The organism is Gordonia sp. DT30 (assembly GCF_049844915.1).
Lineage (GTDB): Bacteria > Actinomycetota > Actinomycetes > Mycobacteriales > Mycobacteriaceae > Gordonia.
Map to the genome: position 1 here is coordinate 84,447 of NZ_JBNCLY010000001.1, position 21,162 is coordinate 105,608.

Below are 21,162 nucleotides of genomic sequence, written 5' to 3' on the forward strand. Positions count from 1 at the left end.
GCCGACGGCCGATCAGCCGGCCGAGGGGCCGTAGATCAGCTTGTTGATCGTCACGATGGCCTGGTTTTCCGGATTCGGCATCGGGTCGTCGGTCACCGGAAAGGTCACTGTCGCGGTCTTCGCCGGTAGCGGGGCGTCGCCGCGGAAACCCAGGACGGTGAGTGCCCGCAAATGTTCGGGTTTGCCTGCGAAGGTGAGGAATTCGGCTACCGCGGCACCGGCGAATTCGGGCACCTGATCGCCCTTCAGATGCACCACCGGGAAGTCGGCGATGGGCGTCGGGCCCGACGGCATCACCTCGGCAAGGCGGGCGCGGGCGTCGTTTTTCGTCAGCTGATACAACCGCTGCTCGGTGATCGGCACGGCATGGATCGCGGCCGTGGCAGGATCGCTCGCGTCGGCGATCGCGCCGGCCGCTCCGGCCGGGGATCCGTCGGGGGAGCGCGGCGCCGATTCGGTGAGGGCATCGATGCTCGACGCGACGCGTGGAGAGGCGGCGTCGTCGGCGGTCAATGTGCCCATGCTCCGGGTCACCCGCATCGCCACCGCCTGCGCGGCCAGTGCGGTCGGGTCGGACTGGCCCTCCCTGGGCATTGCCATGCGCAGCGAGCCCCAGCCCTGGAGGCCGAAATCACCGAGACTGTCGTCACGTCGCTGCAAGGTGGGCAACTGGCCCCAATCGAGTCGGCCGGAGAGCTTCGTGCCGAGTTCGGGCGCGGTGGCGAGCACGACCGGGGAGGTCACCAGCGAGTCCGGATCACCGTCGACGAGATCCGGTTTGGCCGTCGTGAGCTCGGCCGCCCACACCGAGGACTGCGGAACCCAGGCGGCCGGGTAGGCCCCCATCGACGCCGTGTCCCAGTTGCCTGTCAGTCCGTCGAGGGTGACCTTGGCGTCTCGGGCCGCCACCGCGATGCGCACACAGTGGTCCCGGACGACCGGATGGGTATCGCTGTAGGCCGCAGCGACGGCCGTGAGTCCGGGGGTGATGTCCGGGTCGGCGAGGATCGTCACCGTGGCCGGCCCCTTGACGCACGTGGCGGCGGCTTGATCGGCCTCACGGTTCACGTGATCACCGACCCGGAACCACACCACCACGCACGCGGCCACCAGCACCACCGCCAGCAGCGCCAGGACGAGGCCGCGGCTCACTCCACGATGCCGCAGCTTGTTCTTGTCATCATTGACGCGATGGTGTGCCACCCCGGGTCCTCCCATTATCCGACCGGCCCGGGCGCACCTCGTGGTGTGCCCGGGCCGGTCGTTACCTCACGCCTGTGCGGCGGCTTTGTACTCGCGGCGCCGACGATGCAGGATCGGCTCGGTGTAACCGCTCGGTTGTGTGGTGCCCTCGAGAATGAGTTCCTTTGCTGCCTGCCACGCGATGTTGGTGTCGAAGTCCGGCGCCATCGGTGAATAGGTCGGATCCCCCTCGTTCTGGCGGTCGACGACCGGGGCCATCCGCTTCAGCGACTCGACCACTTCGTCGGCCGTCACGATTTCGTGCCGGATCCAGTTTGCGAGCAACTGACTCGAGATCCGCAGTGTCGCGCGGTCCTCCATCAGCGCTATGTCGTGGATGTCGGGGACCTTCGAGCAACCGACGCCGTGATCGATCCAGCGCACCACATATCCGAGGATGGACTGGCAGTTGTTGTCGAGCTCCTCACGCTTTTCCTCGTCGGACCAGTCGGTCTTGGGGGCCAGCGGGATGGTGAGGATGTCGTCGACCGACGCCGGATCACGCTTGGCGATCTCGTTTTGACGTTCGAAGACGTCGACGAGGTGATAGTGCATTGCGTGCAGGGTCGCAGCCGTCGGTGAGGGCACCCAGGCGGTGGTCGCCCCGGCCTTGGGCTGGCCGATCTTCTGCTCGACCATGTCGGCCATGAGATCGGTCATCGCCCACATGCCCTTACCGATCTGGGCCTTGTGCTGCAGACCGGCGGCCAGGCCGGTGTCCACGTTGAAGTCCTCGTACGCAAGAATCCACTTCTGCTTCTTCATCTCGCCCTTGCGGATCATCGCGCCGGCTTCCATCGAGGTGTGGATCTCGTCGCCGGTGCGGTCGAGAAAGCCGGTGTTGATGAAGACCACGCGATTCTCCGCGGCCTTGATGGCCGCCTTGAGGTTCACCGTGGTGCGGCGCTCCTCGTCCATGATCCCCACCTTGAGGGTGTTCTCGGGCAGGCCGAGGACCTTCTCCACCCGGCCGAACAATTCGGCGGTGAAGGCGACCTCGTCGGGGCCGTGCATCTTCGGCTTGACGATGTAGATCGATCCGGTGCGGGAGTTCTGCAGGCCCGTGCCGGAGAGTCCGGGGATACCGGCCAGCGCGGTGAAGAGTGCGTCGAGAATGCCCTCGGGCACCTCGTTGCCGTCGGCGTCGAGGATCGCCGGATTGGTCATCAGGTGACCGACGTTGCGCACGAACAGCAGCGAGCGACCGTGCAGGTCGAAGCCGGAGCCGTCGGGTGCGTTGTATTCGCGGTTGCCGTTGAGAGTGCGGGTGAAGGTCTTGCCGCCCTTGGCGACCTCCTCGGCCAGATCACCCTTGTTGAGGCCGAGCCAGTTCCGGTAACCGAGGACCTTGTCGTCGGCGTCGACGGCCGCGATCGAGTCCTCGAAGTCCATGATCGTGGTGATGGCCGACTCCATCACGACGTCCTTGACGCCCGCCGGATCGGTCTGGCCGATCGGCGAGGTCGGATCGATCTCGATGTCGAGGTAGAGACCGTTGTGGCGCAACAGGATCGACGCCGGCGCCGAGGCGTCGCCGCGGTAGCCGGCGAACGCCGACGAATCGGCGAGGGCCGAGGTGGAGCCGTCGGCCAGGGTGACGGTCAGCGCGCCACCGGCGATGGTGAATGCGGTGACGTCGGTGTAGCTGCCCCGCTCGAGCGGAACCGCCTTGTCCAGGAACGCCTTTGCGTAGGCGATCACCTTGTCGCCGCGAACCTTGTTGTAGGAACTGCCCTTTTCGGCGCCGCCGGTCTCGGGAATGACATCGGTCCCATACAGGGCGTCGTACAACGACCCCCATCGGGCGTTGGACGCATTGAGGGCGAACCGGGCGTTGAGGATCGGCACGACCAACTGCGGGCCGGCGGTCTCGCTGATCTCCCGATCGACCCCGGCGGTGCCGATCTCGAAGTCGTCGGGAACCGGGACGAGGTAGCCGATCTCGGTGAGGAACTGTTTGTACTCGGCGAAGGTGGCCGGATCGGTGAAGTCGGCGCCCCGGTGATCACGGTGCCAGGCGTCGATCTTGGTCTGTAGCTCGTCGCGGACCGCGAGTAGCTTTTTGTTGCGCGGCGCGAGATCGTTGATGACCTCGGCGGCCCCCGACCAGAACGTGTCGGCGTCTACTCCGGTGCCCGGCAGCGCCTCGTCGTTGACGAAGTCGTAGAGAACTCGAGAGACCTGCAAGCCGTTGACGGTGATCCGGTCCGACATGTGCGCCTTCCTTCGATACGGTGCCCACGGGTTCCGGCCATGCCCGGCGATGGGCGTCGCGGTGTCGCCGACCCGTGGTTCTGCGGTGTGCGGTCCTCTATGCTACTCGGCGGAAACCTCGACCTCGGTGGCGGTGGGTTCATCGCGTTCGACGCCGGGCAGGGCGCCGAGCGCGGCAACGATCTGTGCGCGCACCGCACCGGCCCGCTGCGTGATGGCGGTCTGCTCCCGGACGTACTCGGCGCGCCCGGTGGCGGACTCGACCGGGATCGGCTGGTAGCCGAGTTCGCGCAGATCGTAGGGGCTGGCCCGCATGTCGATCTCGCGGGCGTCGCGGGCGAGTTCGAAGGCAGCGAGGGTGAGACCGGACTCGAGCAGCGGGGAGAGGGTGAAGCATGTGCGGTAGAGGTCCATGGCGACGTGTAGACAGCCGGGTTGATCGGTGCTGTGACGATCGGCAGGGGACAGGGGGCGCTCGTTGCGGGGGCGCGCCGGATCGGTGAAGAACCGGAACGCATCGAAATGTGTACAGCGCAATGGCATCGACTCGACGACGGCGTCGGTGCCGGTGGCGCCGAGTCGTAGCGGGTGCGGGTGGCGGGTGTCGCGACAGCGGTAGACCATCGCCCACTCATGCAGTCCGAAGCAGCCCAACCGCGCCGTCCGCGCACCGGTCGCGGTGAGCAACGCGCGGGCGGCGCGCACCGCATCGAGACGACGGGACAGAAACTCGGGATCGACCCGTACTCCGTCGGCCGTGCGGTGATAGCCGCGCAGCGTGAGGAGGTCACGGGCCTGCGCGTCGTCGTCCGTCTCCAGGACGACGCCGAAGCCGGGATGCCAGCGGCGGATGTGTGCGGGCCGCGAGGAGTAATAGGTGAACAGGAAGTCCAGCACCGGATGGCTGCGGCCCGTTCGACGCAGGCGCAGGTACGGGCCGATGGCCTCCTCCACCCGTCGCTCGTGCGCGGCCCGCTGCGCGAGCCACTGCGCCGGGGTCAACGTGTGCGTCGGCACGTCAGATCCGGTGGGTTTCGTCGTTGACGGTGCCGACGAACTCCTCGACGAGGTCGGCGAGGGCCACGATCCCGACGGTGCGGCCGGACTCGTCGACGACGGCACCGAGGTGCGAGCTGGTACGGCGCAGCACTCCGGTCGCCTCGTCGAGTGGGGTGTCGGCGGCGATCACCGGCAGCGCCCGGACCTTGTCGATCCCGATGACGGTGTCGGGACCGATCCGTTCGTCGAGAATGTCGTCGAGGATGTCCTTGAGATGCAGGTAGCCGGTGTAGGTGCCATCGGGATCACGTACCGGGAATCGAGAGAATCCGGTGGCACTGACCGCGCGTTCGACCGCACCCAGTGTCGGCCCGGTGCCGCCGGTCGCCGGATCACGCTCGACATCGACACTGCGCATCCGGTCGAGCGGGATCATCACCTCGGCAACCATGCGACTCACCGATCGCAGTGCCCGGTTCAGACGCGCGTGCTCCTCGGCGTCGATGAGACCTTCCTCGCGGGATTCGCCGAGCATCTGGGCCAGTTGGACCGGCGACACCGTCGAATCGAGTTCATCCTTGGGTTCCACCCGCATCGCCCGCAGCGTGATGGTGGCCAGCCAGTTGTAGATGCTGATGAACGGCCGTGCGATCTTGATGAATACCAGGTGCACCGGCACCAGTAGCATTGCCGACGCCTCCGGTCCCGCGAGTGCGATGTTCTTGGGGACCATCTCGCCGAGCAGGATGTGTAGCACCACCACCAACGCCAAGGCGACGACAAACGCGATCGGGTGCAGCAGTTGATCGGGGACACGCGCCAGATCCAATGGCGCCTCGAGTAGATGTGCGATCGCTGGCTCGGCGACCCGGCCCAGCAGAATCGAGCACACCGTGATGCCCAGTTGCGCACCGGCCAGGATCAACGACAGTTGCTCGCCGGCACGGATCACCATGCGTGCACGTGACTTTCCGCTCTCGGCAAGAGCCTCGAGGCGGTCGCGGCGCGCGGAGATGATCGAGAATTCCGCGCCGACGAAGAATGCGTTGCCCGCCAATAACGCCACCGCCAGCACGATGGCCCCGATGTCGTTCACCGGTCGCGTCCCGTCGGCGCGTCGCGCTCGGTCGGTCGGTCGGGTGTGGGCGGGGCGTCGGATGCATCGTCGGTGATGGGCTGCACGGACACGACGTCGACGCGGCGGCCGTCCATCTCGGTCACTCTCGCCCGCCAGCGCTGGGCCGGGAACTCGTCGTCGAAATCATCGCTCTCGTCATCATCGGAATCGGATTCGACCACCGGCGTGCGGGCGGGCAGTTCGAGGGTGTCGCCCGCTTGCGGAACACGTCCGAGGACAAACATCACGAGGCCGCCGAGGGTGTCGTAGGAACCGTCGGGCGCGCGGTAACCGGTGGCGTCATACAACTCGTCGACACGCAGCAGCCCCGAGCACAGGAATCCGCCGTCCCCATCGGCCTGCACATCGGGGTGCTCGTTGTCGTGTTCGTCGGTGACGTCGCCGAGGATCTCCTCGATGAGGTCCTCGGTGGTCACGATCCCGGCAGTGCCGCCGTACTCGTCGATGACGACGCACAGTTCCATACCGTCTGCCCGGATGCGTTCCATCAAGGCGTCGCCGTCGAGAGTGACCGGTACCCGCCCGACCGCCCGGGCGAGGGCCGCGACAGTGGTCGTGGACTGTTGTTCGGGTGCGACGGTGAAGGCCTGCTTGATGTGCACGACGCCGATCAGTTCGTCGAGATCACCGTCGTCGACGACCGGGAACCGGGAGTGACCGGTGGCCGAGCACGCGATCACCAGATCGCGGACACTGGCATCCCGGTCGAGACATTCGACGGTGACGCGCGGAGTCATCAGATCCTCGGCGGTCAGTTCACCGAATCGCAGCGAACGATTGACCAGCGTTGCGGTGTCCTCGTCGATGGAGCCCTGCCGGGCCGAGTTGCGGACCAGCGACGCCAGCTCCTGCGGTGAACGTCCCGATCGGAGTTCCTCCGCCGGTTCGATGCCGAACCGGCGCACCACCCAGTTCGCCGAGCTGTTGAGACCGTTGATCACGTACCGGAAGGTCGCCGAGAAGATCGTCATCAGCCCCGCGGTCGCCCGCGCCACCGCGAGCGGATTGGCGATCGCGAGGTTCTTCGGGACGAGCTCGCCGAACACCATCGACAGCGAAGTGGCGATGATCAGCGACAACGCCAGCGCGACGCCCGACGCTGCCCCGGCACCGAGCCCCGCGGCCTTCAGGCCCGGCGTGATGAGCTGGGCGAGAACGGGTTCGGCGATGTAGCCGGTGACCAGTGTGGTGATCGTGATGCCGAGCTGCGCCCCGGACAACTGGAACGAGAGGGTGCGGTGGGCGCGCTGCACCATCCGCGACCGACGGTCACCGCGGGTGGCGACATCGGAATCGACCGCCGAACGTTCCAGCGCGGTGAGCGAGAACTCGGCGGCCACGAACAACGCGGTGCCGAGGGTCAGTGCGACGAAGCCGACGAGCCCGGCGACGTAGAGGACTGTCTGCACCCGGCGCTCACCACCCGCCCGGCAAGGGGCGGCCCTCCGCGAATCCGGCGGCCGACTGCACCCCGAGGACGACCCGGTCGTGCAGTTCGGTCAGGGTGCGCGCCCCGGTGTAGGTGGCCGTACTGCGTACGCCCGAGCAGATGTGGTCGATCAGGTCCTCGACGCTGGGCCGATCGGGGTCGATCGGGATCCGCGATGACGAGATGCCTTCTTCGAACAGGCTCTTGCGGGCCCGGTCGTACGAGTTGTCATCGGCCGAGCGGGCGACGACCGCGCGTTTGGATGCCATGCCGAAACTGACCTTGTATGCGCCGTGCGCGTCCTGCTGCAGATCACCGGGCGACTCATAGGTGCCGGCGAACCATGACCCGATCATCACGTTGGACGCACCAGCGGCCACCGCGAGGGCCACGTCACGCGGATGCCGGACGCCACCGTCGGCCCAGACGTGCGCACCGTGCTCGCGGGCGGCGGCGGCGCAGTCGGCCACCGCCGAGAACTGCGGACGACCGACACCGGTCATCATCCGCGTCGTGCACATCGCGCCGGGCCCGACCCCGACCTTGACGATGTCGGCGCCGGCGCGGATGAGGTCGATGGTGCCCTCGGCGGAGACCACGTTGCCTGCGACGATCGGCACGCCGAGGTCGACGGCGGCGACCGATTCGATGGCGGCGAGCATACGCTCCTGGTGTCCGTGAGCAGTATCGATGACCAACAGATCTGCCCCGGCCTTCACCAGGTCGGTCGCCTTGGCGGCCGCATCGCTGTTGATGCCGACCGCTGCGGCGATCCGTAGGTGACCGTCGGCGTCGACGTTGGGTCGGTAGACGCCGTGACGCAGAGCCGCGACCCGTGTCAGTACGCCGGCGAGTGTGCCGTCGGCGTGGGTCAGAACCGCCAGCTCCTGACGCAGTTCGGTCAACGCATCGAATACCTCGCGGGGCGGGGTGTGCACCGGCAACGTGACCACCACCGGGGCCAGGATGTCGGCGACGCGGGCGAAGCGATCCACGTCGGCGCACGCGGCTTCGGTGACCAGACCCACCGGGACGTCATCGTCGACGACGACCGCCGCGCCGTGCGCACGCTTGGTCAGCAGCGCGAGGGCATCGGAGACCGAGTCCTCACGCGTCAACACGACCGGCGTGTCGGCCACCAGGTCGCGCGACTTGACGAAGGCGATCGAACGGGTGGCCGCCGCCAACGGGAGATCCTGCGGCAGCACCGCGAGTCCGCCTCGGCGCGCGAGGGTTTCGGCCATCCGTTTTCCCGACACCGCGGTCATGTTCGCCGACACGATCGGAACGGTGGTGCCCGACCCGTCGTGTGTGCTCAGGTCGACGTCGAAGCGCGACGTCACGTCGGAACGGTTCGGGACGACGAACACATCGTCATAGGTGAGATCGTGGGTCAGGTGATGACCGGAGAGGAATTGCATCGGAGTGCTCGAGCCCTTTCTACTGCTCCACCTCGCTGCGGTCGCCGCCCCACAGCGTGTGAAAGGTGCCCGGCTTGTCGATGCGCTGATAGGTGTGTGCGCCGAAGTAGTCGCGCAGGCCCTGGGTGAGGGCGGCAGGCAGCCGTTCGCTGCGCAGGGCGTCGTAGTACGACAGCGACGACGAGAACGCCGGTGCCGGTACGCCGACGGTGGCCGCGATCGCCACTACCCGCCGCCAGGCGTCGATCCCGGATTCGACGGCTTCCCGGAAGTAGGGAGCCAACAGCAGACTCGGCAGGTCCGGGTTGTCGGCGTAGGCCTCGCGGATGCGGTTGAGGAACTGCGCGCGGATGATGCACCCGCCACGCCAGATGGTGGCCAGCGATCCGGGATCGACGTCCCATCCGTACTCTTTGCTGCCCGCCGCGATCTGATCGAATCCCTGGGCGTAGGCGACGACCTTGGATGCGTAGAGCGCTGCGCGGATGTCGTCGATGAAGGCGGCCTTGTCGCTCGGAGCCGCACCCGGCGAACCGCCGGCCAGTCCCCGGGCCTCGGCACGCTGGTCGGTGGCGCTGGACAGGGCGCGGGCGAACACGGCCTCGGCGATACCGGTCGTCGGGATACCCAGATCGAGTGCCGACTTGACCGTCCACCGGCCGGTGCCCTTCTGGCCCGCTGCGTCGACGATGACGTCGACGAGCGGCTTGCCGGTGTCGGCGTCCACCTGCGCGAGAACCTGCGCGGTGATCTCGACCAGGTAGCTCTCGAGGTCTCCGGTGTTCCAGCCGGAGAAGACATTGCCGATCTCGGCGACCGGCAGGTCGAGCACCCGGCGCATCAGGTCATAGGCTTCGCCGATGAGTTGCATGTCGGCGTATTCGATGCCGTTGTGGACCATTTTCACGAAGTGCCCACTGCCATCCGGGCCGATATGGGTGCAGCACGGTTCGCCATCGACGTGGGCCGAGATCGACTCCAGCAACGGGCCGAGTGACTTGTAGGACTCGGCCGGCCCGCCGGGCATGATCGACGGGCCGTTGAGGGCGCCCTCCTCGCCGCCGGAGATCCCGGCGCCGACGAAGTGGAGCCCGCGTTCGGCCATTGCCTTCTCGCGGCGGATCGTGTCGGTGTACAGCGAGTTACCGCCGTCGATGATGATGTCGCCGGTCTCCATGGCGTCGGCCAGTTCGTTGATGACCGCATCGGTGGCGTCGCCGGCCTTCACCATGATCAGCACCCGGCGTGGTTTCTCGAGTGCGTCGATGAACTCGGCGATGGTCTCGGTTCGGATGAACGAACCCTCGCTGCCGTGGTTCTCGATCAGGGCGTCGGTCTTGGCGATGCTGCGGTTGTGCAGCGCGACGGTGTATCCGTGGTGCGCGAAGTTGCGGGCGATGTTGGAACCCATGACGGCGAGACCGGTGACACCGATCTGAGCCTTGGCAGCTGGGGAGGTGGCGGGGTTGGTCATTGCTCCAGCCTATGGGTTCATGGCTGCGACGGTGTGTCGCCGGGTGCCCATGTCATCGTCGACACGAGTCGAGCGCCGATCTGCCGACGACGCGGGGCCGCGACGGGCGATGATCAGGCGCAAATTTCAGCGGTGTGCAGTGAGGAGGCGGCTGATCTCGGTGAGCCACGGGATCGCGACCGCCAGTGTGGGCACCGCGAGAATGGCGATCGCCGCGGCATAAGCGGCCATCGCCAGAAACGGGGTCGGCCGGTCGTGGCATAGGCGGTTCACGCGGGTCAGGGTGGTCGGGCCACCCACCGCCATCGCCCCACGCGGCGCGACCGCATCGGCGCACGCGACGAGCGCGCGGCCCAGCGTGGTCGGCGCGGTCGCGCGGACGGCCTGATCGTCGGCGAGCGCCTCCACGAGCAGTTTGACCGCGTCGAGCGCCGAACTGCTGCGGACGAACCGTGGGAACGCCTCGTGCAACGCGATGAAGGCCTCGAGAACGAGGTCGTGTCGGGCACGTAGGTGCGCTCGTTCGTGGGCGATGACGGCGATCAGCTCGTCGCGGGTCAGGCGGGAGACGACGCCCTCGGAGAGCACCACGCGTTGACGTAGCCCGGGCAGGCAATAGGCGAGGGGCTCACTCACGTCGAGCATGCGGATGTCGCGGGCGAAGAGCGGATGTGTGTGATCGGATCGATCGCAGGCGTCGAGGATATCGATCAACTGACGGTGGTTGGCGCGCCGTGCACGGGTACGTACCCCGACCCGCACCACGGTGAACAGCAGCCGCGCCCCGATCAGCAGCGTCAGCGCGAACACCGCCACATAGACCGACCACAGCGGCGCACCGAGTCGCTCGATTTCATGGAGCGGATGGGTGGTCGGGGCTCCATCGGCCCCGGGCGCGAGGAGGTTGGCGGCGATGGCGAGCCCGCAACTGAATGCCGACAGCACGGCGGCCAGAGCTATGGCCTGCCACAGGGTCATGGCCGCGCGGGGGGCGCGGATCGGCCAGGAGGCACGAGAGAGGATATCCGGCACCGGGCCGACCAACAGCAACGTCAGGATGCCGAAAAGAAGGGCGGTCATCGTTGGCTGTCCTCGCGGTTGGGCCGATCAGGCTGTTTCAGGTGAATCTAACCGGTTTCGTGGGGCGCTCGTGCGGCTTCGAGCTCATCGAGCGCCAGACGCAGTGCTGCGGCCTCGTCCGCACCGACGCGCCCGACAAACGACACCAGCGCCGCGTGTCGCGATCCGGAGGCGTCGGCTTCGCTGAGCGCATCGACCATCAGGGAGGCGACGAGATCTTCACGCGGGTGCGTGGGCACGTACTTGTGGGCCCGATCCTCGCGGATCTGGGTGACCAGGTTCTTTTTCGCCAGACGTTGCAAGACGGTCATCACCGTCGTGTAGGCCAGGGACCGGTTCTCCGACAACGACTCGTGGACCTGGCGCACCGTCTGTGGGGTAGGAGTGCTCCACAGGGTGTCCATGACCGCCCGTTCGAGGTCTCCCAATCCGTTCATCTTTCGCATTTTACTGTCACTTCTCCTCGATGCCGCATCCGACTTGTCGGTGCTTCTGCTGTGTCGCCTCGACGTCGGCTGTTGTGTGGTGTGACGTGCAGCTTCCCCGCGGTATTCCCCAACGCTTGACACTGGCGGTAAGGCTAGCCTACATTAACTCCCGTTGGGCCGCGTGAGAGTCCTGAGGGCTGCAGAGACCCCCGGCCCACACCGCGGTAGGCCCCACACGTCAACGAGGTGTGGGGCCTACCGGTTCCTGTAAGGCATTTTTGCCCCTTCCGATCCGATGTCGTTCCCATGCGGACACCGTCCGTGCCGCCTCGGCGAACCGGGCATGACACGCTTGTCACCATGACGAGCAATGACGAATTCGTGAAGGCGACAGGCAAGATCGGCCTCGACGGCGCGCTGGGCACCGTGATCGAGACCGTGACGATCGACGGATTGGTCGCCACGCTGGAGATCGGGCCGAAACACCATCAGCCCTTCGGCATCGTCCACGGAGGCGTGTACTGCGCCGTCGCCGAGAGCGCGGCCAGCATGAGCGGCTACCACTGGCTGCAGGAAACCGGCATCGGCGGCACCGCGGTCGGGGTCAACAACAACACCGACTTCCTCCGCTCGATCAGCGCCGGCACCATCACCGCCCGCACCAGTCCCATTCATCGCGGCCGGCGTCAGCAGCTGTGGGCGGTCGAGATGTTCGACGACGCCGACCGCCTGGTCGCACGCAGCCAGGTGCGGCTGCAGAACATCGAACTGCCCGACGGCGAGCGGCAGTGACCGGCGGCATCGCCGACGAGGTTCGCGCCCGCATCGACGATGTGCTCGAGCCGGTCGACACCGACCTCGATCGCTGGTTTCCCGGTGACCGTGACGAGTCGCAGCCCGTTCACACCGTCTATGTCAGTGCCGCCGACGTCGATGTCGATACCCCTCGGAAGTGGTCGGCGGTTGCGCTGGAACTCGAGGCCACGGCCCCGGCAGTCGCCGATCTCGCCGACGCGAACGTGCGCGAGATCACCCGGCACCGGCTCGCCACCACTCCGATCGAGGATCTGCGCATAGATCTCGAAGACGGATACGGATGGCGTGGCGACGTTCGGGAGGACGCCGACGCCCGGCGGGCCGGCACGATCCTCGCCCGGTGGGCGGCCGAGCGGACCTGGGCCCCGCGATTCGCCGGGGTCCGGGCGAAAGGGCTCGGGGCACGTGAGCGGGGACGCGGGATCCGCACCTTGGAACTCGTCCTCGACGCGGCCGGCGGCGTCCCGCCGGGGTTCGTCATCACTGTGCCCAAGTTGCGTGACGTCCGCCAGGTCGACGCCATCAATGTGCTGTGTGCGGAATTCGAGCGGATCCACGGGCTCGCCGAGGGCGCGCTGCGCGTCGAGCTGCAGATCGAGATCCCCCAGGCAATTCTCGGTCCGGACGGCCGCGCGACGCTCGCGCAGGCCATCCACCGCGGCGCGCCGCGCATCGTCGGGCTGCACTACGGCACCTATGACTACAGCGCGGCCTGTGGCATCGTGTCCGCGCAGCAATCGCTCGAACACCCCGTCGCCGACCATGCGAAGGCCGTGATGCAGGTCGCCGCTGCGCAAACCGGCGTGTGGATCAGCGACGGGTCGACCCAGGTGATGCCCACCGGCAGTCCCCACCAGATCGACGCCGCCCTGCGTCGGCACCATCGGCTGGTCACGCGATCGCTCGAACGCGGCTTCTATCAGGGTTGGGATATGCATCCGGGGCATCTGGTCACCCGCTGGCTGGCCGTCACCGGTTTCTATCGGACGGCGATGCCGGCCGCCGCCGCGCGCCTGCAGGCCTATTTCGAGCGGCGCAGCGGTGACGTCGTCGACGAGCCGGCGACCGCGATGTCCTTGGCTCTGGTCATCCGACGCGGCCTGGCCGCGGGCGCGTTCACCGCCGACGAGGTGACCGATCTCGCACCCCTGTGCACGGTGCAGCGGCTCGCCGAACTGGCCGCAGGCGGCGGTGCGCTGACGCCCGACTGAGCGCCGCACTCGCTCGCCGCGCCGAGTGCCCCGAGTCGTGGCAGGATGACGGAGCCGACGCGCACCAGGGTTGCGCCGAGGTGAATTCGAATCGAACAGTGAAGCCCACACGGGGAAGTGAGGGGACCGGTGCGACTGTCGCCGCATGAGCAGGAACGGCTGCTGATCTCGTACGCCGCCGAGCTGGCCCGCCGCCGCAAAGGGCGCGGCCTGCGGCTCAATCATCCCGAGTCGGTCGCGATCATCACCGATCACGTCCTCGAGGGCGCGCGGGACGGCCGGTCGGTCGCCGAACTGATGGCGAGCGGACGCGAGGTCCTGAGCCGAGACGACGTCATGGATGGCGTGCCGGAGATGTTGCATGACGTGCAGATCGAGGCGACCTTCCCGGACGGCACCAAGCTGGTCACCGTGCACAACCCGATCGGCTGATCTCGCCGGTCGGGTACTCATCAGACAGGGACGCACATAAATGTCGGAGAAGATCTCGGCGCTGGTGCCGGGCGAGGTGATCGTCGCGGACGGCACCATAGAACTCAACGCGGGTGCCGATACCGTCACTCTCGGCGTCGTCAATCGCGGCGACCGGCCGGTCCAGGTAGGTAGTCACGTCCACTTCCTGCAGGCCAACCCGGCATTGGACTTCGACCGTGCCCGCGCGCGCGGACGACGTCTCGACATCCCGGCCGGAACAGCGGTGCGCTTCGAGCCGGGCATCGAGATGACGGTTTCGCTCGTCCCGCTCGGCGGCACTCGCGAGGTACACGGGATCTCGCTCGACGCACCCGGGAGGATCGACTAGATGGCCACGCTGGGGCGCGATCGCTACGCACAACTCTTCGGACCCACCACCGGTGACCTGATCCGGCTGGCCGACACCGACCTTCTCATCGAGGTCACCGAGGACCGCAGCGGCGGACCGGGTTCGGCCGGTGACGAGGCGGTCTTCGGTGGCGGGAAGGTCATCCGCGAATCGATGGGGCAGAGCCGCGCGACCCGGGCCGACGGCGCGCCGGACACCGTCATCACCGGTGTGGTGATCCTCGATCATTGGGGAATCATCAAGGCCGACATCGGTATTCGAGACGGCCGGATCGTGGCGATGGGCAAGGCCGGCAATCCTGACACGATGGACGGGGTGCATCCCGACCTGGTGATCGGGGCGTCGACGGAGATCATCGCGGGAAACGGCAAGATCCTCACCGCCGGCGGCATCGACTGTCACGTCCACTTCATCTGTCCGCAGATCATGGACGAGGCGCTGGGCAACGGGATCACCACTCTGGTCGGTGGTGGCACCGGGCCGGCCGAGGGCTCCAAGGCCACGACGGTCACCCCGGGCGCCTGGCATCTCGCGTCGATGCTCGCCGCCACCGATCACTGGCCCATGAACATCGCCCTGCTGGGCAAGGGCAACACCGTCAGTGCCGAGGCGATGCGCGAGCAGGTCCGTGCCGGCGCATCGGGTTTCAAGCTGCACGAGGACTGGGGGAGTACCCCGGCGGCGATCGACGCCTGTCTGCGCGTCGCCGACGAGACCGGGGTGCAGGTCGCCCTGCATTCCGACACGCTCAACGAGGCCGGCTTCGTCGAGTCGACGCTGGGCGCCATCGCGGGACGCAGCATCCACGCCTATCACACCGAAGGCGCGGGCGGCGGGCACGCGCCGGACATCATCACGGTGGCCGCCGCGGCCAACGTGCTGCCCAGTTCGACCAACCCGACGCGCCCGCACACCGTCAACACCCTCGACGAACATCTCGACATGTTGATGGTGTGCCATCACCTCAATCCGACGGTGCCCGAGGATCTCGCCTTCGCCGAGAGCCGCATCCGGCCGTCGACGATCGCCGCCGAAGACCTCCTCCACGACCTCGGCGCGATCTCGATGATCGGCTCGGACGCCCAGGCGATGGGCCGCATCGGCGAGGTGGTGCTGCGGACCTGGCAGACCGCGCACGTGATGAAGCGCAAACGCGGGTCGCTCGCCGGCGATGGCCGGGCCGACAACAACCGGGCGCAGCGCTACATCGCCAAATACACGATCTGCCCGGCCGTCGCGCACGGCTTCGACGACGAGATCGGTTCGGTCGAGGTCGGCAAGCTCGCCGACCTCGTGCTCTGGAACCCCGCGTTCTTCGGCGTGAAGCCCGATCTGGTCATCAAGGGCGGTGCAATCGCCTGGGCACAGATGGGCGACGCGAATGCGTCCATCCCGACGCCACAGCCGGTCCTGCCGCGGCCGATGTTCGGTGCGGCCGCGCCGACGGCTGCGGACACCTCGATCACCTTCGTCGCGCCGGGCTGCGACGAGAATCTCGCCGAACGCATCGGCATCCGGCGGCGCCTGGCTCCGGTCAAGAACACCCGTTCGGTGGGCAAGGCGGACATGCCGCGCAATGACGCCACGCCGAGCATCGAAGTGGACCCCGACACGTTCACCGTTCGGGTCGACGGCGAGGTGTGGGACGCCGAGCCGGTTGCGGAATTGCCGATGGCGCAACGCTATTTCCTTTTCTGAGGTGCCGGTGATCATCGACTCCTGGTCTTCCGATTCCGGCCCGCTCGGCGCGGGCTCCGGCCGGCCGTCGTCGCCACTGGCGATGATGCTGGCATTGGCCGACTCACGCTTGCCGGTGGGCGGTCACGTCCATTCCGGGGGCGTCGAGCAGGCCATCGCCGACGGCTTCGTCCGAAGTGTCGGCGATCTCGCCGCATTTCTGCACCGTCGGTTGACCACCACCGGACTCGTGTCGGCGTCGATCGCGGCGGCGGTCGCCGACGGCGCGCTCGACGTGCCGACCGCCCAGATCGAGACCGATGCACGTACCCCGTCGTCGGCGGCCCGCAAGGCGTCCCTCGCACAGGGGCGCGGCATGGTCCGCCTGGCCCGGCGGATGTGGCCCGGCGCCGACTGGTCCGGCCACCGGCCGGCCACCCATCTACCGGTGATCAGCGGGTCGGTCGGCCGCGCGTCGGCACTGTCGGGGTTTCATACCGCACTCGTCCTCGTCTACACGACCGTCAGCGGCTCGGCCACCGCCGGGCAGCGCCTGCTGGCGCTCGATCCGGCCGACGTCGCGCTGATGATCGTCGACCTCGGGGCCGAATGCGAGGCCGTCGCCGCGCAGGCCGCCACCGGGCTCGCCGACCTGTCCGACCCGATTCTCGATGTCTTCGCCGAACGGCACGAGACCCGCCCGATGCCCCTGTTCATGAGTTGAATGTTCACGCGCTGAACCGGATTCGCTCGGCCGCCGGCCGAACGATCGCCCGTCACATCGCCACCAGAGAGGATCGCCCATGCCCCCGCATCTGATCGACGGAGAACCACACGACCACGGCCTCGAGCGCCCGCGTCGGCACCGGGAACCAGGTGAGCCACTGCGTATCGGCATCGGCGGTCCGGTCGGTTCCGGTAAGACCGCGCTCGTCGCCGCCCTGTGCAGGCAACTGCGCGAGGAGTTGTCGGTGGCGGTGTTGACCAACGACATCTACACCACCGAGGACGCCGACTTCCTGCGCCGGCACGCCGTGCTGCCCGACGAACGCATCACCGCGGTGCAGACCGGCGGTTGCCCGCACACCGCGATCCGCGACGACATCACCGCCAATCTCGATGCCATCGACGACCTGATCGCGGCCAATCCGCCGCTGGATCTGATCCTCGTCGAATCCGGTGGCGACAACCTGACCGCCACCTTCTCCACCGGACTGATCGACGTCCAGATCTTCGTCATCGATGTCGCCGGCGGTGACAAGGTGCCCCGCAAGGGCGGTCCGGGGGTGACCTTCTCGGATCTGCTCGTCATCAACAAGACCGACCTCGCGCCGCGGGTCGGTGCCGATCTCGGTGTGATGCGAAGCGACGCGGAGAAGGTACGCGAGGGCCGTCCGACCGCGATGATCTCGCTGACCGACGACCCGGCTGCCACCGACGTACTCGCCTGGGTGCGTGGACATCTCGCGCAGGCCGCCACGGTCGGCGGATAGGTGCACACCGAGGTCGAGATCGTCGCCGAGGCGCGGCGCTCGCCACGGATTCGATGTACCGGCGGACTGGCGGTGCGTCAGACGGGTGCGGCTTCGGCGCATCTCGTCGGTACCGCCGCCACGCCCCTCGGTGGTGACCACATCGAGGTGCTGGTGCGGCTCGGCCCGGGTGCCGCCCTCGACCTGGGTTCGGTGGCCGCCACCATCGCACTGCCCGCGGCCGATCGGGTCGACTCGACGTCGCACTGGCGGATCGAGGTCGGCGCCGGCGCACGGCTGCGCCTCGATCCCCAGCCGACGGTGATCGCCGGCGGCGCGGATCACCAGTCCGTCATCGAGGTGTACGCCGATGCCGACGCGATGATCGATCTGCACGAGCACATCCAGATCGGGCGCTCCGCGTCGCACCACCCCGACGACGCGACCGGGCGGTGGCACGGCCGATTGCACGTCGACGTCGGCGACCGTCCGATCCTGCGGCACGGTCTGGCGCTGGGCAGCGGATCCGCCTCGGCTGCAGTCGGATTGACGACGATCACCAGTGTTTTCCGCTATCCGGACACCCGCCCGGCCGTGGTCGACGCCACCCATTTCGCTGCTCGACTGGCGTTGGCCGGTGACGCAACGCTGACCACGTCACTCAGCGAAGGTCTCGCGCAGGGACGGGCCCGTTGCGATGCCCTCGAGGTGGCCACGCTCATCGACCACCAGCGATCTCGACAGACGACAGCACCCGCCGACTCGCGCAGCGATACCGGCGGGTGCTGGAGGTAGCGGCGCGATCAGCTCGCGGCGGTGTCGTCGGCCCCGGCGGAGGCCGCCTCGACTTCCTCGACCGGCTTCTTCTCCAGGGCCGATAGTGCACCGATCGCGGTACGGGCATATACCTGCTGCTCGGTCACCGCGAGCTGCGAGCGACCGCGCGTGGTGAACGCGAAGAACCAGTTGATCAAGGTGTTCAGCCGGTTGCGGAACCCGACGAGGTACACCAGGTGCAGTGCAAGCCAGCCCAGCCACGCGAAGTAGCCCTCGGTTTCGAACTTCTTCTTGGTTCCCGGGATCGGCACCTGCATCACGGCACTGAAGCGGGAGATGGTGGCCATCGACCCCTTGTCGAAGTAGCTGAACGGCTTGCGCTGATCCGGCGTCTGGCCCTTGAGCTCGGCCTTGATCGCATCGGCAGCGTACCGGCCGCCCTGGATCGCACCCTGTGCGACGCCTGGCACCCCGTCGACCGCCATCATGTCGCCGACGACGAAGACATCCGGGTTACCCGGAATGGTGAGGTCGGCTCGCACCTTGACCCGGCCCGCGCGGTCGAGTTCGACGCCGGATTGTTCGGCGAGCTGTTTGCCCAATGGGCTGGCCTGCACCCCTGCCGACCACACCTTGCACTGGGATTCGATCCGGCGGGTGGTGCCGTCCTTCTCCTTCACGACGAGTCCGTCGTAGTCGACGTCGACGACCATCGCGTTGAGCTGGATCTCGACGCCCATCTTCTCCAGCCGCGCCGCGGCCTTGCGGCCGAGGTTCTCTCCGAACGGGGGCAGCACCGCCGGTGCCGCATCGAGGAGGATCACCCGTGCCTCGGTGGGATCGATGTTGCGGAAGGCGCCCTTGAGGGTCTTGTCGCTCATCTCCGTGATCTGGCCGGCCAACTCCACGCCGGTCGGTCCGGCGCCCACGACCACGAAGGTCAGGAGCTTGGCGCGTTCGGCGGGATCGTCGGACAACTCGGCCTGCTCGAACGCCCCCAGGATGCGCCCGCGCAACTCCAGCGCGTGGTCGATGGTCTTCATGCCCGGCGCATATTCGGCGAAGTGGTCGTTGCCGAAGTAGGACTGGTCGGCGCCGGCGGCGATGATGAGCTTGTCGTAAGGGGTGACGGTGACGCGCTCCAACAGTCGCGATGTCACGGTCTTGGCCGTCAGGTCGATCTCGAAGACATCACCCATGAGCACCTTGGTGTTGTGCTGCTTGCGGAGCACCACGCGGGTCGCCGGGGCGATCTCGCCTTCGGCGACGATTCCGGTGGCGACCTGATAGAGCATCGGCTGGAACAAGTGATGAGTCGTCTTGGCGAGGAGCGTGACGTCGACGTCCGCCTTCGCGAGCCGCTGGGCTGCGAAGAGACCACCGAAGCCGGAGCCGATGATGACGACGTGAGGACGTGCCGAAGTCGGGGTGGGACTGCTCATCCGAGAACGTCTCCTACTCGATTGTGGTGATGCCCGATGGTGGACATGAGCGCTCGGTTGTTGCCGGGCGCTACTTGCCATCGTGTACGAACGCGGTCACGTGCGCACGGTTTCCCACGGTAGTCCTCGTCGATGGATCGGTCGCGGTGAGGCGTCACTCACCGACGCGGGTCGCGGCGCGATCCGCGCGGCGGCCGAGGTGTCAGGCGGTGAGATCGGTCGACGACGGCCAGACGGCGTTGCGCCGCTGCCAGTCCTCGAGCAACAAGTCGTATTCGACCTCGCCGAATCCGTGCGGGTCGTACTCGTCGCCCACGTGTATGCCACAGACGCGCATGCCGAGCTTCTCCATGACGCGCCGAGACGCGGTGTGGGTGGATGTGGCGCTGGCGAACAGGCGCTGCGCCGCGAGATCGGTGAACGCACGGTCGGTGACGATGCGGGCCGCCTCGGTGGCAAGACCCCGGCCCCAATATTCGCGACGCAATCGGTAGCTGAGTTCGAGTTCGGGCCGGCTGGAATGCCGCGGTGCCCGCAGGGACACCCAGCCGAGGAAGGCTCCGTAGCGGCGGTCGATCACCGTCCACATCCCGCCCCGCCCGGTGCGCAACTCGGTCTGGGCCCGCGGTACCACCCAGTCCTCGATGGTGCTGCGCGGAGTTGCATCACCGCTGCTGACGAAGCGCATCACGAGTGGATCGCTGTCGAGGCGCACCAGGTCGTCGATGTCATCGCGCTCGACCGGACGCAACAGCATCCGCGACGTCTCAATGATCACCCGGTCCCCAATGCCCTCATGCGTGCTTCCCCGATGTGTGCTTCCCCGATGTGTGCTGGTGGACTCCCGCGACCGGTGCACAATCGGCACGCACGGCAGGGTCCGCTCGGGACACGAGTGTACTGACTCGGTTGGTCCTCCGTCGTCATTTGCGGGTGTGTCGCGGCGGACCCGCCGGCGTGTTCGGCGCAGTGTGCGATGTCGGCGAAACCGGCCCGGCCGTTTCCGTCGGTGGGCCCCGCTAGGCTGCCTCTTGTGGCCATCGATACACCGCCGGGCGACTCCCGGCCCGCCGAGCCGGCAGCAGGGCCGGGCGCGCCCCTTGAGATCGAGCTCCAATTGCGTTGGGGTGACATGGATCTCAACGCTCATGTGAACAACGTCCAGGTCTCCAGGCTGTTCGAGGAGGGGCGTGTGCGGGCGTTCGGTCAATGGTTCACCGGGGGGATCGATCGGCTCCCCGTGGTGGTGGTACGGCAAGACGTCGAGTTCCGCGCACCTCTGTACTACAGCCTCGAGCCGGTGGTGGTCCGGCAGGCGATCACCCGGGTCGGCACCAGTTCGTACACCATCGGTGCCACCATCACCGCTGCCGACGGCACACTGTGCGCCCTGGCCCGCACCACGCTGGTGGCGGTCGACCCGACGACCAACCGGCCCACCGCCATCCCACAGTCCGCGCGCGACATCCTCGAAACCAACCGGGCCGATATCCCGGAACTACGCCCGCAGAACTGACGG

The 21,162-nt window shown here is 67.6% G+C and carries 20 protein-coding genes; 9 read left to right on the plus strand and 11 right to left on the minus strand.

Going from position 1 to position 21,162, the window contains the following annotated elements:
* Positions 1-12 precede the first annotated feature (12 nt).
* The 9 genes from ACLQ3C_RS00405 to ACLQ3C_RS00445 all read right to left on the minus strand — a co-directional run bounded on the left by ACLQ3C_RS00405 (position 13) and on the right by ACLQ3C_RS00445 (position 11,443).
* Positions 13-1,203, minus strand: coding sequence for a hypothetical protein (locus ACLQ3C_RS00405; protein WP_425702437.1), 1,191 nt, complete (start codon positions 1,201-1,203; stop codon positions 13-15).
* Between the two features lie 66 nt (positions 1,204-1,269).
* Positions 1,270-3,456: a malate synthase G gene (locus tag ACLQ3C_RS00410; RefSeq protein WP_425702438.1), complete on the minus strand. Its 2,187-nt coding sequence runs from the start codon at positions 3,454-3,456 to the stop codon at positions 1,270-1,272.
* Between the two features lie 102 nt (positions 3,457-3,558).
* The gene (locus ACLQ3C_RS00415; RefSeq protein ID WP_425702439.1) at positions 3,559-4,473 is read right to left on the minus strand and encodes a 3-methyladenine DNA glycosylase; all 915 of its coding nucleotides are present in this window, start codon (positions 4,471-4,473) and stop codon (positions 3,559-3,561) included.
* A gap of 1 nt (position 4,474) precedes the next feature.
* Complete coding sequence (locus ACLQ3C_RS00420) at positions 4,475-5,551, minus strand: hemolysin family protein (RefSeq protein ID WP_425702441.1); 1,077 nt, start codon at positions 5,549-5,551, stop codon at positions 4,475-4,477.
* On the minus strand, positions 5,548-7,002 hold the full coding sequence (locus ACLQ3C_RS00425; RefSeq protein ID WP_425702443.1) for a hemolysin family protein: 1,455 nt from the start codon (positions 7,000-7,002) through the stop codon (positions 5,548-5,550). Before ACLQ3C_RS00425 ends, ACLQ3C_RS00420 begins: the two co-directional genes overlap by 4 nt.
* Before the next feature lie 7 nt (positions 7,003-7,009).
* Complete coding sequence (locus tag ACLQ3C_RS00430) at positions 7,010-8,443, minus strand: GuaB1 family IMP dehydrogenase-related protein (RefSeq protein ID WP_425702445.1); 1,434 nt, start codon at positions 8,441-8,443, stop codon at positions 7,010-7,012.
* 19 nt (positions 8,444-8,462) lie between these two features.
* Positions 8,463-9,917, minus strand: coding sequence for an NADP-dependent phosphogluconate dehydrogenase (gene gndA / locus ACLQ3C_RS00435; protein WP_425702446.1), 1,455 nt, complete (start codon positions 9,915-9,917; stop codon positions 8,463-8,465).
* Between the two features lie 126 nt (positions 9,918-10,043).
* Positions 10,044-10,997, minus strand: a complete 954-nt coding sequence (locus ACLQ3C_RS00440; RefSeq protein ID WP_425702448.1) for a M56 family metallopeptidase — start codon at positions 10,995-10,997, stop codon at positions 10,044-10,046.
* 47 nt (positions 10,998-11,044) lie between these two features.
* Positions 11,045-11,443 carry a BlaI/MecI/CopY family transcriptional regulator gene (locus ACLQ3C_RS00445; RefSeq protein ID WP_425702450.1) on the minus strand — a complete coding sequence of 133 codons (399 nt, stop codon included), beginning with the start codon at positions 11,441-11,443 and terminating at the stop codon, positions 11,045-11,047.
* 342 nt (positions 11,444-11,785) lie between these two features.
* On the opposite strand from ACLQ3C_RS00445, the gene ACLQ3C_RS00450 reads away from it, so the two are divergent.
* The 8 genes from ACLQ3C_RS00450 to ACLQ3C_RS00485 all read left to right on the plus strand — a co-directional run bounded on the left by ACLQ3C_RS00450 (position 11,786) and on the right by ACLQ3C_RS00485 (position 18,219).
* A complete protein-coding gene (locus ACLQ3C_RS00450; RefSeq protein ID WP_425702452.1) occupies positions 11,786-12,217 on the plus strand; it encodes a PaaI family thioesterase in 432 nt (143 codons plus the stop codon).
* Positions 12,214-13,452, plus strand: coding sequence for a DUF6986 family protein (locus ACLQ3C_RS00455; protein ID WP_425702453.1), 1,239 nt, complete (start codon positions 12,214-12,216; stop codon positions 13,450-13,452). The genes ACLQ3C_RS00450 and ACLQ3C_RS00455 overlap by 4 nt, the downstream gene beginning before the upstream one ends.
* A 129-nt stretch (positions 13,453-13,581) precedes the next feature.
* A complete protein-coding gene (locus tag ACLQ3C_RS00460) occupies positions 13,582-13,884 on the plus strand; it encodes an urease subunit gamma (protein ID WP_425702455.1) in 303 nt (100 codons plus the stop codon).
* Positions 13,885-13,924: 40 nt separating this feature from the next.
* Entirely contained in the window at positions 13,925-14,254 is a 330-nt protein-coding gene (locus tag ACLQ3C_RS00465) for an urease subunit beta (RefSeq protein ID WP_425702456.1), read from the plus strand.
* A complete protein-coding gene (locus ACLQ3C_RS00470) occupies positions 14,255-15,973 on the plus strand; it encodes an urease subunit alpha (protein ID WP_425702458.1) in 1,719 nt (572 codons plus the stop codon).
* Between the two features lie 82 nt (positions 15,974-16,055).
* The gene (locus ACLQ3C_RS00475; protein ID WP_425702911.1) at positions 16,056-16,676 is read left to right on the plus strand and encodes an urease accessory protein UreF; all 621 of its coding nucleotides are present in this window, start codon (positions 16,056-16,058) and stop codon (positions 16,674-16,676) included.
* Between the two features lie 79 nt (positions 16,677-16,755).
* Positions 16,756-17,445: an urease accessory protein UreG gene (gene ureG / locus ACLQ3C_RS00480; RefSeq protein ID WP_425702460.1), complete on the plus strand. Its 690-nt coding sequence runs from the start codon at positions 16,756-16,758 to the stop codon at positions 17,443-17,445.
* On the plus strand, positions 17,446-18,219 hold the full coding sequence (locus ACLQ3C_RS00485) for an urease accessory protein UreD (protein ID WP_425702462.1): 774 nt from the start codon (positions 17,446-17,448) through the stop codon (positions 18,217-18,219).
* Positions 18,220-18,227: 8 nt separating this feature from the next.
* Here ACLQ3C_RS00485 and ACLQ3C_RS00490 read toward each other — a convergent pair whose 3' ends face one another.
* A complete protein-coding gene (locus ACLQ3C_RS00490; protein WP_425702464.1) occupies positions 18,228-19,643 on the minus strand; it encodes an NAD(P)/FAD-dependent oxidoreductase in 1,416 nt (471 codons plus the stop codon).
* 202 nt (positions 19,644-19,845) lie between these two features.
* On the minus strand, positions 19,846-20,421 hold the full coding sequence (locus ACLQ3C_RS00495) for a GNAT family N-acetyltransferase (RefSeq protein ID WP_425702466.1): 576 nt from the start codon (positions 20,419-20,421) through the stop codon (positions 19,846-19,848).
* Between the two features lie 255 nt (positions 20,422-20,676).
* On the opposite strand from ACLQ3C_RS00495, the gene ACLQ3C_RS00500 reads away from it, so the two are divergent.
* Entirely contained in the window at positions 20,677-21,159 is a 483-nt protein-coding gene (locus ACLQ3C_RS00500) for an acyl-CoA thioesterase (protein WP_425702468.1), read from the plus strand.
* The last annotated feature ends 3 nt before the right edge of the window (positions 21,160-21,162 follow it).

Coding starts and splice junctions, on each gene's coding strand:
- ACLQ3C_RS00475 (WP_425702911.1), top strand. CDS start 16,056: ATGATGCTGGCATTGGCCGACTCACGCTTGCCGGTGGGCGGTCACGTC.
- ACLQ3C_RS00470 (WP_425702458.1), top strand. CDS start 14,255: ATGGCCACGCTGGGGCGCGATCGCTACGCACAACTCTTCGGACCCACC.
- gndA (WP_425702446.1), bottom strand. CDS start 9,917: ATGACCAACCCCGCCACCTCCCCAGCTGCCAAGGCTCAGATCGGTGTC.
- ACLQ3C_RS00430 (WP_425702445.1), bottom strand. CDS start 8,443: ATGCAATTCCTCTCCGGTCATCACCTGACCCACGATCTCACCTATGAC.
- ACLQ3C_RS00445 (WP_425702450.1), bottom strand. CDS start 11,443: ATGCGAAAGATGAACGGATTGGGAGACCTCGAACGGGCGGTCATGGAC.
- ureG (WP_425702460.1), top strand. CDS start 16,756: ATGCCCCCGCATCTGATCGACGGAGAACCACACGACCACGGCCTCGAG.
- ACLQ3C_RS00440 (WP_425702448.1), bottom strand. CDS start 10,997: ATGACCGCCCTTCTTTTCGGCATCCTGACGTTGCTGTTGGTCGGCCCG.
- ACLQ3C_RS00465 (WP_425702456.1), top strand. CDS start 13,925: ATGTCGGAGAAGATCTCGGCGCTGGTGCCGGGCGAGGTGATCGTCGCG.
- ACLQ3C_RS00490 (WP_425702464.1), bottom strand. CDS start 19,643: ATGAGCAGTCCCACCCCGACTTCGGCACGTCCTCACGTCGTCATCATC.
- ACLQ3C_RS00410 (WP_425702438.1), bottom strand. CDS start 3,456: ATGTCGGACCGGATCACCGTCAACGGCTTGCAGGTCTCTCGAGTTCTC.
- ACLQ3C_RS00450 (WP_425702452.1), top strand. CDS start 11,786: ATGACGAGCAATGACGAATTCGTGAAGGCGACAGGCAAGATCGGCCTC.